The 13,176-nt window shown below is 55.0% G+C and carries 12 protein-coding genes; 7 read left to right on the forward strand and 5 right to left on the reverse strand.

The features are described from left to right. Positions 1-141: 141 nt before the first annotated feature. The 3 genes from B4A77_RS09895 to B4A77_RS09905 all read right to left on the reverse strand — a co-directional run bounded on the left by B4A77_RS09895 (position 142) and on the right by B4A77_RS09905 (position 3,765). Entirely contained in the window at positions 142-882 is a 741-nt protein-coding gene (locus tag B4A77_RS09895; protein WP_290740360.1) for a hypothetical protein, read from the reverse strand. Next, a complete protein-coding gene (locus B4A77_RS09900; RefSeq protein ID WP_290740363.1) occupies positions 879-1,946 on the reverse strand; it encodes a hypothetical protein in 1,068 nt (355 codons plus the stop codon). The genes B4A77_RS09895 and B4A77_RS09900 overlap by 4 nt, the downstream gene beginning before the upstream one ends. 139 nt (positions 1,947-2,085) lie before the next feature. After that, positions 2,086-3,765: an ABC-ATPase domain-containing protein gene (locus tag B4A77_RS09905; protein WP_290740366.1), complete on the reverse strand. Its 1,680-nt coding sequence runs from the start codon at positions 3,763-3,765 to the stop codon at positions 2,086-2,088. Positions 3,766-3,882: 117 nt separating this feature from the next. Between B4A77_RS09905 and B4A77_RS09910 the strand changes: the two genes are divergently transcribed. Continuing rightward, the gene (locus tag B4A77_RS09910; RefSeq protein WP_173366008.1) at positions 3,883-4,419 is read left to right on the forward strand and encodes a PEGA domain-containing protein; all 537 of its coding nucleotides are present in this window, start codon (positions 3,883-3,885) and stop codon (positions 4,417-4,419) included. A 158-nt stretch (positions 4,420-4,577) separates the two neighbouring features. Here B4A77_RS09910 and B4A77_RS09915 read toward each other — a convergent pair whose 3' ends face one another. Both B4A77_RS09915 and B4A77_RS09920 read right to left on the reverse strand, forming a co-directional pair. Then, the gene (locus tag B4A77_RS09915; RefSeq protein ID WP_173382093.1) at positions 4,578-5,792 is read right to left on the reverse strand and encodes a hypothetical protein; all 1,215 of its coding nucleotides are present in this window, start codon (positions 5,790-5,792) and stop codon (positions 4,578-4,580) included. Position 5,793: 1 nt separating this feature from the next. Further along, the gene (locus B4A77_RS09920; protein ID WP_173382092.1) at positions 5,794-6,786 is read right to left on the reverse strand and encodes a DUF6175 family protein; all 993 of its coding nucleotides are present in this window, start codon (positions 6,784-6,786) and stop codon (positions 5,794-5,796) included. A gap of 276 nt (positions 6,787-7,062) precedes the next feature. Between B4A77_RS09920 and B4A77_RS09925 the strand changes: the two genes are divergently transcribed. From B4A77_RS09925 to B4A77_RS09950, 6 genes are all read left to right on the forward strand, one after another. Further along, a complete protein-coding gene (locus B4A77_RS09925) occupies positions 7,063-8,007 on the forward strand; it encodes a hypothetical protein (protein WP_290731178.1) in 945 nt (314 codons plus the stop codon). A gap of 30 nt (positions 8,008-8,037) precedes the next feature. Next, positions 8,038-8,766, forward strand: coding sequence for a response regulator transcription factor (locus tag B4A77_RS09930; RefSeq protein WP_173366004.1), 729 nt, complete (start codon positions 8,038-8,040; stop codon positions 8,764-8,766). Beyond that, positions 8,748-10,595 (forward strand): sensor histidine kinase, encoded by a 1,848-nt coding sequence (locus B4A77_RS09935; protein WP_173366003.1) that lies wholly within the window; start codon positions 8,748-8,750, stop codon positions 10,593-10,595. The genes B4A77_RS09930 and B4A77_RS09935 overlap by 19 nt, the downstream gene beginning before the upstream one ends. Before the next feature lie 66 nt (positions 10,596-10,661). Next, positions 10,662-11,999: an ATP-dependent 6-phosphofructokinase gene (locus B4A77_RS09940; RefSeq protein ID WP_173366002.1), complete on the forward strand. Its 1,338-nt coding sequence runs from the start codon at positions 10,662-10,664 to the stop codon at positions 11,997-11,999. A 24-nt stretch (positions 12,000-12,023) separates the two neighbouring features. Beyond that, on the forward strand, positions 12,024-12,167 hold the full coding sequence (locus tag B4A77_RS09945; protein WP_173366001.1) for a hypothetical protein: 144 nt from the start codon (positions 12,024-12,026) through the stop codon (positions 12,165-12,167). 6 nt (positions 12,168-12,173) lie between these two features. Then, positions 12,174-12,935, forward strand: a complete 762-nt coding sequence (locus B4A77_RS09950; protein ID WP_173366000.1) for a hypothetical protein — start codon at positions 12,174-12,176, stop codon at positions 12,933-12,935. The last annotated feature ends 241 nt before the right edge of the window (positions 12,936-13,176 follow it).

Consider the following 13,176-nt stretch of genomic DNA (forward strand, 5'->3'; position numbering starts at 1 on the left):
TTTCACTTTTTTTGAAAAAACGGGTAAAAACCAGTTTAAAAACCCTCTATCAACAAATAATTCACAAAAATCTAGTGTACAAGACCGTTTCAAGGGAGTCGAAGGCGCAAAAAAACAACCGCACACCACGAAAAAAAGCCCCTACTCCTTCCAGACGCTCCTTTTTTGCGGCCTTTCGCCGTTGTTTTCCATGGGAGACAAACGAACTTGCTCCAACGGAGAACCTTTCACAACCAGATGCAGGAGTTTTTCAGACAAACTAACATTCGCCGTACGTCCCATTTCACCCCGGACGTCCACCTTGCCGTACGCAAGAACCTTGCCGCGCTTGACATCGGTAATGGAATACTGGGCCTTCACCGTTTTTACACCCGTTGTATCAGCACGTTCGCTTGCAACAATGACGACTGGCGATATCACCACCGCGATTTCTTCCACGTCATCCCTGTATTTTTCGCGAAGCACCGGCACCTCGACCGAATCCGCATCTGCGCCATAGCGATGCCACTGGGCGCGCCGTTCCAGCGCAAACGCAGAATCATCGACGCTCATTACTTCCGCACGGACGCTAAGCGTCGCCGCGGCATAATCCATCTGCTGCTTGAACCAGCCGCTGAAATTGCCGCCGTATTCAGGCCACTCTTTTTTGAACGACGAATACCCGTCGAACATAGGCTCGGAATACAATATCGTAACACTGCGCGGGACGCCTTCCCATTCAGGATCCACCCAGCCGCCAGCCGGCACATGGTCCCTATAGTAGGAATCTTGCGTGTAGTTCATCCAGTCAACGGCGAGTTTCATTACCGTGGTACAGCCACTCAGCACACACGTCATTAAGAACAACATAATCACAAACGAAGGAGCAGTAAACTTTTTCATCGTCCACTCCTTTTGGGCGCACCGAAATGGACCCCGGCAGAAAGATTCAACACCTCGACCAGGCCGCCCTTGTTGCGACCGCCGATCTCGAAGGAGGAATAGCGCAAGGAGAACTGCGCCCGGATATCGATATCAAGGACATTCGTTACGGGAATAAAGCCATCGGCCTGCACGCCAACGAGCATGGTTCTTGACGACGGGATATCGTCTACACCTTTCATTCTCAAACTTTCACTGACCACTCCAAAAATCACATCGGCAGAGAAATATTTCCATTCCATAAGGGCGAAGCCGCCAGACAGCGCTATGGAAAAATCACTGAAATCGTCACCGGAAGTAGAACCCATCTGGAGCAGGAACAGGATGCGCGACATCTGCCATTCGGCCATGATGTTGAACCCGGTCGAAGGCTCCAGCATTTTTTCCAATCCGCCGGAATACATCGCATAGGAATACCCGCCAAGCAGCGCCCAGTGCATCCACTTGGGAGCCTCGGACAGATGCTGATCCTCGGCAGCCTTCGCCGTCTCGGGGCTTGCTGGAGGCACCCAACCAAGGTAAGGGCTACCGGGATAGCGTTTGCGAAATTCATTCCACTCCGCAATAGAATTGCTATAGTCCATCGGTTCGCCACCGCCATAGTTCAGCGCGAGGCGTTCCAAGTATATGCCGTAAAATTCGCGCGTCTCGCGCGGGACATTCCTCACCGCCATGGCAAATCGCAAATCGCGATGGTTCACGTTGATGGCCAGATGACGCTTTTCGAGCAGACATTCCCCACCAACAACCTGCAGTTTTTCGCGGACCGCCACAATGGAATCGTGTTTCGCGAGCAGAAAATCTATATGCTCCCAGTACTTCGGCTTGTCTATGGCATCGGCATCCTGGATAGCCCTGTTGTACAGGAGGAATTCCTCTTCATAAGAAAGGAGTACAAAACCGACAGGCGGCGCGAGGCGTTCCAGTTCCTCGACAGCCCTTTCCGAGGAATACCCGTAAATGGCATCGCGCTTGGCCTTTTCCAAACTTGAATCGGCAGCATAAGCCACCTGTGCAAGCAGCACAAGGCCAAATAGAACTAAACAAAGCTTTTCTCCTCTGGACATGATCACACCTTACCGAAAAACTAATAGGAGGCCCCGAAAACAACTCGAAGACTCTATTAGAATATATATCAACGTTGCAGATTATGAATGTAATTCGTCAGCGTTTTGCAGCGGTCAGTCGGAACGCCACGCAGGCGATATCGACGGCACGGGGCAGGCTCATCTCGCGGCTCATCCCCTGCGGCAGGTTCCTGAATCCGACATTGCAAATCGTGTCGCAAAGTTTCTGCGCCGCACCTGCGACAGAATCGGCAGGCGAGTCTCCCTCGGCATTGCTCGCGGCATTCTGGAGCATGTTCAAAAGCATGAAACCGGCACCGAAACGTTGCTGTTTATCTACCAGCGTCACAAGTCTCGATGTGTCGGCCACAAGGAAGCCTATCTGCAAAAGCGTATCGCCCGCAAGCTTCACCTTCACTTGACGTTCCACGGCAGAGGCCGGACGTACAAATTTCTGAAGGGGCTGCATGTAGGCAACAAAGGGGCGCTTCACCGGCATCCCGGCGGGCACCAGAGCAGCCGCAGCTTCATTGAACCTGGCGCACTCCGCCCTGTAATTCGCCATTACAATTATGTTGTCTGCAATATCCAGATAGTCACCGCAGGCGCCCGCGACAAGAATGAAGTTCATGCCGGCAGAAGCGAGTTCGCGAATGCGGTCGGTCAGCGGGATAAGCGGCTCGCGCTCGTCGCCCAGCAGTTTGCGTACGCGCATGTCGCGAATCAAGAAGTTCACCGCAGAGGAATCCTCGTCGATGAAGAATGTTCTTGCCCCCGCCTCCATGGCTTCGAGAAGGTTCGCCGCCTCGCTCGTGGAACCCGAGGCCGACAGCGTATTGAAATCCTTCGTGCTGATGCCACCCGGCAAGTCGCGGACAAACATCGAGAGGTCCGTACCGCGAACGCTGCGCCCGTCTTCCACACCCACACGGAGCGCAGTCTCGTCAACCACGATTCCCTCGCGACCGTCACCCGGCACATGCGGGTACACCGCCCGCGTCAAGGCCTGCAACAACGTGGATTTCCCGTGGAACGCGCCGCCGGTAATAACCGAAATTCCCTTGGGGATTCCCATGCCGCGAATTTTGCGTCCGCAAACATCCAGAGTCACAGCCATCTCCGCAGGCGAGGCAAACGGCACGGCTCCCTCTAGAGGCATTTCGCTCAGGCCCGAAGCCCTCGGAAGAACCGCCCCGTCGGGCACGAACGCGCAAAGCCCGCGAGTATCGAGCTGCTCCAGAATTTCCTTGCGTTCGGCAAGCACACGGTAGTGTTCCAGCATCTGGGGTTCGTCCGCCTTGCTGAAATACAGCCCCGCCGACACAAGGTCAGGCAGGACCATCGTCAAGATTTCCGCCGCAGGTTCCGCCTGAATCTTGCGGCCCTCGCCCGGGAGCCTCACCTGCAAGCACACACGAATTTCGCCATTGTCTATCCAAAGGCTATTCCGCACCAACATCTCGGGTCCGGCAGAATCGAACAGGACCGCGGCATCTTTCCCGGGGAACCTTTCCTGCACCAGGCGTCCCAGTTTACGGTATAGAAAATCGCTCAGCGCGAGCCTGCGTTCAAAGCTACCGCCCCATTCCGACGCATACCCGAGCGTCGAAAGAGCCGCTTTGAGAATAACCCTCGAAGGCGGCGCATACGGATCGCCCTGCACATGGATAAATTCCAGCACAAAGTCGCCAAAATCCCATGGTTTTTCAGCGAGGCTCTTGTACAGGCCGTAGTTCTTGCCGCTCAGAATGCGGATTTTCTGGTATAGGGCTTTCATAAAAATTGGCTTTTGGGTGTCTCTTAAAAGAATTTTACCTACAAAATATTATAAAACTCTTCCCACTTCAAGGAAAACTTTATATTTTAGGGGTAAACGTAAATAGGAGTAACACTAATGAAGAAACTTTACATCCTCGCCCTTTTGGTGGCATTCCTTGTCTCGGCCGCTGTCGCAGACGACGACCCGCCTCCCCGCGGAAAGCCCGCAACCGTTACCATCATCACGAACCCGCCCAACAGCGAAGTGTACCTAGGTAACGAACTCCTCGGCAAGAGCCCCATCGAGAACATGCAGGTGCAGTCCGGTCGCCAGACCCTCATCGTCATCGACCAGGGCTACGAACTGGTGAACCAGCGCGTGAACGTGTGGCCGGGCAAGGACAAGCGCAACACCTTCGACTACGGCACCAAGATCCCGAAGGGCCACATCGAAGTGACGACCATTCCGGGCAAGTGCCTTATCTATGTCGACGGCGAAAACTCCGACAAGACCGACGGCGCAGCTCTCACCATCCACAACCTCGACGCAGGCGACCACCTCGTGCGCGCAGAATGCTCCAACCGCAAGTCCGCCGAAATGCTCGTGACCGTGAAGGGTGAAGAAACCGTCAAGATTACGCTCGACGCTAGCGGCAAGAAGAAAAAGAAGTAATCGTCAAAGCACCGCGGGTGCACACGAAGAAACTGCAAAGGACGCCGGATGGCGTCCTTTATTGTATATACGAGGCAAGCTCACGATTGCCGGATTTTTTTCTTCGCATACGCCTGCGTATGCGCGAGGCAAGCACACGCTTGCCGAAGTTCTTATCTCTATCGTCCGCAGGTAGCCTTGACCTGCTGTTCCAGTTCCTTGAACTTGAGTTTGCCGATAGCCTTGGAAACGGCTTCGCTTTCCGTCTTCCCGACACCCTTGGAACTCTTCGAGAAGCTGACCCTGTCACCGGAAACGGAAATGGCGACATCAAATGACAGGAGCTGGTTCAGAGAACTCTTGGGAGTCGACTTTACCTCCGCGGCGAGAAGCGGGTAGCGGGAATCGTTTCCGACAAAGATGGATTGCTTGGCCATCTGGTCGGTAAGCGCCTTGCATCCGTCTGCATTGCCCTTGCAGTCAAGGCGCACATTGCATGCCGGCAGCTTAACCTCGTACTGGACCACAAAGCCCTGGGCCATCCCGGCCGCCTTCAAGATATCTTTCGGGAAGTTGGGAACCAGGGTCAAGGTATGTTGGCCAGCACCGAATTCCACATTCTGGATCGTGAACACGGCAACGCCCTGATCCTGGGTGCGACGTTCGGCGAGCGTCTTGCCATTTTGCACGGCCTTCAGCGGGAAATCCGTCACGATTCCATTCGCATCCGTAACCGTCACGTTCAAGTCGGTGATGATATCCTTGTCGATAACCAGGCGCGCCGGTACGGATTGCACGCTGATGTTCGCGAGGCGCGATGCGATAGCGGCCTTGAGACCGGGAAGATTGTGCTTCAGGTTGAACGATTCATTCAGGGTAAAGACCTTGGCAAGTTCAGCCTTCAACTGCGCATACGGCTGCAGGAGAGCCTCTGCCGCGGCGAGGTTGCGCGCAGCCTCGTCATAGCGGGAAGCGTCCAGGGCGGCGCGGCCGGCAGCTTCAAACTTCTCGAGCTTTTCTTTTGCCGTCGCCATCTGCAGGCGGATGTTGTTCGTCATCTCGTCGATATCGAGCGTGGCCGTCGCGCGGAAGCGCTTGCCTTCCTTCGGGAGCGGAGTCACCTTGATCCACTTGAGGTCGACATCAGTCTTCACGTTCTTGTTGGACGTATAGGTCTGCGAAATCTTCTCCTTGCCTCCAGCGGACACATCCTCCGTATAGAGCTTGTCATCGGTCTTGACCGTCGATGAAACCTGCTTTGCGACACCGGCCATCGCAGTATTATTCGCTTCTTCCTGCGATACGGCAGAAGATGCCGTATAGGTAATGACCTTGCCAGCAAAAGCAGCAACAGAGAACGACAACAGCAAAATCGCAATTTTCTTGATGTTCATCTTACTTCAACTCGATAAGAATAAGTTTCTTGGTGATGTTGATTTTCTTGACTGTCACCGAACCCTTCATGCCGCGACGGACGTAGCTGTAGACTTCCTGCGAATCGGCGAACTTGTTCATGTCCGCGAATACGGTCAGGTCGATAGTCTTCGATGTCATCACGTTCACGCTAACACGCTTGAAAGCCTTCTTCAGGAGCTGATCTACGTCATCCTGGATATCCTCGACACGCTGTTCATCGAACTCTCCCTGGAGTTTCATGATGACCTTGTACTGCACGCCGTTCTTACGGTCCACTTCCCAGTAACCCTTGATTTTCTTCTCGAGGCCAGGCATGGCGCGTGTAGCGGCGGCAAAGACTGCGTCAGCAATTTCGCCACGGGAATTTCCCGAAACCATGGCCTGGCTCGTCTGGCTTCCCAGAAGGCGCGCGGTCGCGGCCTCGTAGGCGCTCAGCTCAATCAGCACGACTCCCTTTTCGATGGATGCCGCAAACTTGACGTAGATATCGGCACCGAGAGCAAGACTTGCAAGATAGGAGAGGTCCTCGTCCGTCTCGGCGATATCCTGCTGCATCTGGATGACCTCGTTCAATGTCTCCTGGCCCTGCAGGGACTTGACTTCGTACTGGCGCTGTGTCAAATAGCTGTTGATGGCTTCGGTCGCCATGCGGTTGTTGGGGTTGCTCTGGAAAGCCTGCAAATCACTCATGCCCTTTGCCTTCTGGGCCGGGACGACGAGAATTGTAGGCATGTGGAAGTCCCCCGCATAGGAGGAATTCGACTGCGAAACCGGCCTCTGGGCCGATGCCGGAGCCACCGCCTGCTGCTGGGTCCTCTGTGCGGGAGCCGTCTTCGGGGCGGGCCTTTCCACCCCATCCAATTCGTCATACGCACGGGAAGCGTCGCGCTTGGTCTCCGTTCGCGATGGAGCCCCGAACGAGAGGCCGACCAGGCAACCGAGGAGAATTATGTATTTTGCGATATTTCGCATATCACACCTTCTTTCAAACATCTTGCGATACACCGGCTACCCCTGCCAAACCGCATCAGGGGTCACCCTAGCATCTTAATAGATAGTAATATATACTTTTTTTCACATTGTCAGAGAAAAATGATACGAAAAGTGTGATAAATATCCTATTTATCCGATAAAAGGACTCGGAAAGAAGGCTTCTGGCCCATTTTCTTGTTTTTTCGGACATTCGAGTGTCCGTTTTTTGATTTTTTTTTCTAGTTTCAAGTTTGAAAGTCAATCCAAGGAGTCTATATGAACTTCAAAGCAGTCCTTGCGGCAGGCGCCCTGCTTGCAACACAGTCTTTTGCCATCATCGGCATCGGTGCTCACTACACCCCCAATTTCGGGACGAAGATGACCGGTTTCTCGGCCACCCCAGACAGGTTCGGCAACAGCGTCGACGTTTCCGATGCGGGCGAAGTCAAGCTGTGGCACGGTGGTTTCAACGAGATGATGCACGGTTTCGGCTTCAAGGTGTGGGTGGACATCCTCCCCATCATCGACGTGGAAGCGACATTCAACATCCAGTTCGGCTCCTACGACGCATCGCTGTTCATGCTCGACCCGAGCCTCGCCCTCAAGAGCGCCATGGGCATGGGCTCCGGCGAAGAATACAAGCTGGAAGACTACAAGCAGATTGACCTCGAAATCGAACTTGGCGGGACCCCGTTCGGCAAGGCGAACCCGAAGTTCGTGCAGATGAACGGCGACATCTCCATTACCTACCCCATCACGTTCATCCCCATCATCCGCCCCTACATCGGCGGCGGTCTCACCTACTACATGAACACGTTCATCCTGAACCAGAAGTTCACGAAGCGCGTCGTCGGTGACACCTACAAGACCCTCATCGACACCTTCAAGGACGAAGCGGAAAAGAAGGTTAACGACATCATGAGCGACCCGACCAAGCTGCTCGACCCATCCGCAGACCCGACTTCCATGGCGATGCCCGACCAGGCCGACATCATGAAGACTGTCTCTGACGCCATGGTCGAGAACCTGCAGGATGCCGCCCTCGAAGAAGGTCTCAAGACCAGCATCGGCGGACATATCCTCGTTGGCGTGCGTGCCAAGCTCCCCATCATCCCGATCGCCGCATATGCAAACTTCAAGTACTACTTTGGCGGAGACTTCCCCGAAGAAGTCGAACCGGGCAGGATGGCCGCCGAAGTCGGCGTCGGCTTTGCACTTTAATTTTAAGGAAGGAATACAAAGGAATCAAAGATGGCTCTCAATCCAAGCAGCACAAGCATCCTCATTGTTGAAGACGAAATTGCAATTGCCGAAGGTCTCGTGGATCTCTGCGAACTCAACGGCTACAACGTAAAGCACGTGGCCGATGGCGAAAGCGGCCTTTCCGAAGCCCTCTCCGGGCAATACGGGCTAGTCCTCCTCGACGTGATGCTCCCTGGAATGAACGGTTTCGAAGTCTGTGACAAGATTCGCGAAAAAGACAGAAGCCTCCCCATTATCATCCTCTCGGCAAAGAACACCGACGAGGACATCATCAACGGCCTCAAGTTCGGCGCCGACGACTACATCCCGAAGCCGTTCTCCGTCCCCATGCTGCTCGCCCGCATCGAAGCGGTACTCCGCAGGAGCAGGCAGTCGCTGGAAAACGAAGGCAAGCTCGCCGCCGGCAACCTCCGCGTGAACTTCCGCGAATACGCAGGAACGCGCGGCAAGGAAGAACTCGCATTCACCCGCAAGGAAATCGAAATCCTCGAATACCTCTGGAACAACCGCGACCACGCAGTGCCCCGCTCGGAGCTGCTCCGTGAAGTCTGGGGCTACGAGAATGCCGAATCCGTGGATACGCGCACCGTGGATATCCACATCACCAAGTTGCGCAAAAAGATCGAGGACGACCCCTCGCACCCGAAGCTCCTGGTCACGTTCCGCGGCGAAGGTTACCAGATGCGGTCGACGCCTGAATGCACAAAAACCGCTTAATTGCAATATTCGTTGCCATCTTCGTTGTCATAGCGGTGCCCATCGCGGGGCTCCTCTATGACTCGTACCTGCACATGCAGGACGACACCAAGGCCGAGTGGGCCATGCACGCGAACCAGGTGCTGAAGATGGCGAACAACCGCATCAAGGACGACCTCTCCATCGAAAACAAGCGGTCGTTCATGGAATACCGCTTCATCAAGGTCGCAAAGACCATCTCGGCGGGCGAACAGCCGACCTATTCCGACCTAGCCCTGAACTACCCCGTAGTTTCGTGCGACAACGACTCCACAAAGAACGACTACTGTAGCCAGTACACAGGATTGATCGGGCATTTCCAGATAGACCCGGACGGCGTTTTCAGCACGCCCTATCTGCCGGCAGGTGTGCTCGGCCAAGTGCAGCTCGAAAACCGCGAAGTACGCGAGTCCCTCCAGAACAAGCTCAAGTTCATTGTCCGCGACATGGGCATCAAGAACAAAAAGGCGACCGCGCAGGATTCACTCAAGAACTCGAGCGCGCTCGACCAGCTCGCAAACGAAGTGGACCTCTCCAAGCGCAAGAAGGGACGGAAGACGCGCGTGGAAAGGACGTCCGAGCAGGAGCAGTTCGCATTCAACGTTGAATCGGCCAAGAGGGATACATCCGGTCTCTACCGCATATTCCCCTATGTCGGCACGATGGACATCTCCATCGAATCGTTCCAGGTCGAACTGGACAGCCGCCACATCGTTTTCTACAGGAACGTGCTGCGCGGCGAAGAAAACTTCGTACAAGGTTTCGTCGTCGACATCCGCGAATACCTGAAGAGCATCGTAAGCCTCGAAATCAGCGAGTACGAGAACAGCGACAACCACCTCTCGCTCCGGTTCTTCAAGAAGGGCGAACAGGTCATCTCGTTTGGCGACAGGAACAACAAGACCCTCAAGGTGTTCGAGGAACCGCTTGCCGAACCGCTTGACGGCATCACCCTCGCCATGTATATCGACCAGGACGCCGAGAAATCCAGCGACCACGGCCAGGTCATATCGAACGGGAACTTGCTCATCCTCATCGGCGGCATCATGTTCCTGTTGCTCGGGGGCGGCCTCGTCTCGATTTACCGGCTCACCCAGAGCCAGCTCAACCTCGCCCAGAAGAGGCAGGACTTTATCTCGGCGGTGAGCCACGAGCTCAAGACTCCGCTAACCTCGATAAAGATGTACGCAGAGCTGCTGCAGAATTCGTGGGTGGCGAACGAGGAAAAGCGGCACAAGTACTACAACCTCATCGCAAGCGAAGCGGAACGACTCACGAGGCTCATCCAGAACGTGCTTAATTTGTCCAAACTCGACGGAAACCGCTGGACCGTACAGCTGCGGCAAGACAGGCCCAAGGCCGTCCTCGACGATTTCGTCGCCACCTACACGCGCAACGTGGAGAAGAACGGGTTCTCGCTTACGGTCACCTGCGATACAAGCGCAAGCGAAGTCTCGCTCATGATGGACCGCGATGCCGTAATGCAGATTCTCATGAACCTGGTGGACAACTCGCTCAAGTTCTCGAAGAATGCCGACTACAAGATGATCGTCATCGAACTCAAGAAGGAAGGGAACCACGTGTACCTCGCCGTGCGCGATTACGGCCCCGGCATTCCGCCTTCCGAAATGAAAAAGGTGTTCCAGGAATTCTACCGCGTCGAAAACGAGATGACGCGCGAAACCAAGGGCACGGGCATCGGGCTTTCCATGGTGAAAAAACTCTGCGCACTTTCGGGAATGACCATCGAACTCGAGAACGCGGGGCCCGGATTGAGGACGAAAATACACTTCCCGCCCGCATCCGTCTAGGCCCTTTTTTTGTATTTTAAGGTAGGTTCCGCTAAAGGAACCTCAGAACGCAACAAGGATTAGGCAATGACACAGGAAGACATTCTCCAGAACCCGGACCAGTACGACCTCTCCATCGAGACCGTCGGCAAGGGGACACTTCGGTCGCCCATGAAGGGCATACAGTTCGTTTCGGAAGAAGACCGCATTAGCCTCACCACGGATGTAAAGCGCATCCATGAATTTTACGAGAAAGGCATCGCCATCCCCTCGCTCGAAGCGGCCGGCCCGCGCGAAACCATTTTCCATGACCCCGCCTGGACACGCGCGGGAATCGTCACCTGCGGAGGCCTCTGCCCCGGCCTCAACAATGTCATCAAGGGCCTGGTACAGGTGCTGTGGTTCGACTACGGCGTCCGCAACATCTTCGGCATTCCCTACGGCTACCGCGGACTCAACCCCGCCTACGGATACTCGCCCATCGTCCTGAACCCGGATGTCGTGGACTCCATCCAGGAAGACGGCGGCACCATCCTCGGAAGTTCCCGCGGCACGCAGGAACCCGCCATCATGGTAGACACCCTGATGCGACTCAACATCAACGTGCTGTTCTGCATCGGCGGCGACGGAACACTTCGCGGGGCGCATGCCATTGCCGAAGAAGTAAAGAAGCGCAGGCAGCCCATCTCGGTTATCGGCATCCCGAAAACCATCGACAACGACCTGAATCTCATCGACCGCACGTTCGGTTTCGAAACCGCCGTACTCTCCGCGACCGACGTGATAACGAGCGCTCACAACGAGGCGAACGGGGCGTTCAACGGGCTCGGTCTCGTGAAGCTCATGGGCCGCGACTCGGGCTTTATCGCCGCCTATGCCGCCCTTGCAACGACCGTCGTGAACTTCTGCCTCATTCCCGAAGTACCCTTCACGCTGGAAGGCCTCTTCAAGGCTCTCGAGAGCCGCTACGCAAGCGGCAAGACGCACGCCGTCATCGCTGTCGCCGAGGGCGCCGGACAGGAACTATTCAAGGACCAGGAAGAACGCCGCGACGCCAGCGGGAACATCCTCAAGAACGACATCGGCGAGTTCCTCACGCGCAAAATCAACGAACACTTCAAGAAGGTCGGCAAGGAAGTGAACATCAAGTATTTCGACCCGAGCTACATGGTGAGAAGCATCCCCGCGAAAGGAACCGACGCCATTTTCTGCTTCCAACTTGCTGAAAGCGCCGTGCACGCAGGCATGGCCGGCAAGACCGACATGGTGGTGGGCAGCATGAACGAACAGTTCAGCCACGTGCCTATCGAATACGCCGTAAACGAAAGGAAGAAAATTGACCCGAACGGAACACTATGGCACGCCGTTCTCGGCGCCACACGCCAGCAGGACTATTTCTCCGGCAAGGGCAAAGGCAACAAGTAAACGTATTTTTATTAACTTTACCGCATGCTGAAAAAAGAAGAAAGACTCCTCATCCGCACCTCGCTCATGGAATACCGCAATATTTTGTTCAAGACATACCACGGTACAGACGAAGAGAAGGGGCGGATAGCGCAGGTCAACAAGCTCCTGCAAACCTGGAAAGTATAGGACCCCATGGGAATCGGCTTCAAGACTTTATTCGTATTCGCATTGGCAGCCAGTGCCGCGTTCGCAAACGAGGATCTCCGTTTTGCGGACTCGTGCTATGCGGCCAGGGCGGAACGAGCCAAGGGCGACAAGGCCGACGCGCATAACGCGAAACTCATGATCGACGCCTATCACAAGGCCACCAGCGACGCCTCGGTCGAAGAAGCCGCCACCGAAGGCTACGTGAAAAGTCTTTTCTTCTCGTTCCGGTTCGTGCCCTTCGACAAGAGCAAGCGCGCGAGAAAGCTCGATTCGCTCAAGACTGCCAGCGAGGATGCCTACGGCAAGTTCCCGAAAAACAAGGAAATCGCACACATCTATGCATCCGCCCTTTCCATGTGGGGTGCCGACAAGAATCCGCTGCAGGCCGTAAAGGACGGCGTCGCCGCCAAGGTCCGCGATGTCGCGACCGCTGCCGAGGACTACCAGGTGCTCGGACGCGCGCATTTCGTACTGCCCTACATTCCGCTAGTCCTTTCATGGCCCGACAAGAACCTCGCCGACAAATACCTGACCATGGCGCTGGAAAAGGACCCAAAAGACTTGTACAACTACTTCTTCCTTGCAGAGCTTCGCTTTGACCAGAAACGCTATGCCGACGCGCTCGACCTTATCGAACGCGGTCTTTCCCGCGGTATCCGGACAAACTATTTCATGGAAGACAAGCGCGGCCGCTGGCAGCTGAAAGAGCTCAAGAAGAAGATTAACGCCAAGCTCGACAAGAAATAGGGCAAAGCGTCAATTAAACTGGCCATCCCAGCCAGGAGTCCGGTCGCTATCCCCCAACAGGTTTGCATGTTGACGAAGTTCAACGACCTTCATCTCCGGAGACCGATAATCTCTTTTTTGAACAATACAAGTGTAACAAGACTGCTTGCAGACCTGTTTCCGAGCCGCAGCCACGGACGCTGAACGCGCCAAATAACTGAAAACATAAGTATTCATTGCGGTAGAATTAAATTATATTTAT

The sequence above is a fragment of the Fibrobacter sp. UBA3718 genome (assembly GCF_002371935.1).
GTDB lineage: Bacteria > Fibrobacterota > Fibrobacteria > Fibrobacterales > Fibrobacteraceae > Fibrobacter.

Bases quoted from the DNA above. Each gene is read 5' to 3' on its own strand.
- B4A77_RS09895 (WP_290740360.1), bottom strand. From the start codon at position 882: ATGAAAAAGTTTACTGCTCCTTCGTTTGTGATTATGTTGTTCTTAATG.
- B4A77_RS09905 (WP_290740366.1), bottom strand. From the start codon at position 3,765: ATGAAAGCCCTATACCAGAAAATCCGCATTCTGAGCGGCAAGAACTAC.
- B4A77_RS09910 (WP_173366008.1), top strand. From the start codon at position 3,883: ATGAAGAAACTTTACATCCTCGCCCTTTTGGTGGCATTCCTTGTCTCG.
- B4A77_RS09915 (WP_173382093.1), bottom strand. From the start codon at position 5,792: ATGAACATCAAGAAAATTGCGATTTTGCTGTTGTCGTTCTCTGTTGCT.
- B4A77_RS09920 (WP_173382092.1), bottom strand. From the start codon at position 6,786: ATGCGAAATATCGCAAAATACATAATTCTCCTCGGTTGCCTGGTCGGC.
- B4A77_RS09925 (WP_290731178.1), top strand. From the start codon at position 7,063: ATGAACTTCAAAGCAGTCCTTGCGGCAGGCGCCCTGCTTGCAACACAG.
- B4A77_RS09930 (WP_173366004.1), top strand. From the start codon at position 8,038: ATGGCTCTCAATCCAAGCAGCACAAGCATCCTCATTGTTGAAGACGAA.
- B4A77_RS09935 (WP_173366003.1), top strand. From the start codon at position 8,748: ATGCACAAAAACCGCTTAATTGCAATATTCGTTGCCATCTTCGTTGTC.
- B4A77_RS09940 (WP_173366002.1), top strand. From the start codon at position 10,662: ATGACACAGGAAGACATTCTCCAGAACCCGGACCAGTACGACCTCTCC.
- B4A77_RS09945 (WP_173366001.1), top strand. From the start codon at position 12,024: ATGCTGAAAAAAGAAGAAAGACTCCTCATCCGCACCTCGCTCATGGAA.
- B4A77_RS09950 (WP_173366000.1), top strand. From the start codon at position 12,174: ATGGGAATCGGCTTCAAGACTTTATTCGTATTCGCATTGGCAGCCAGT.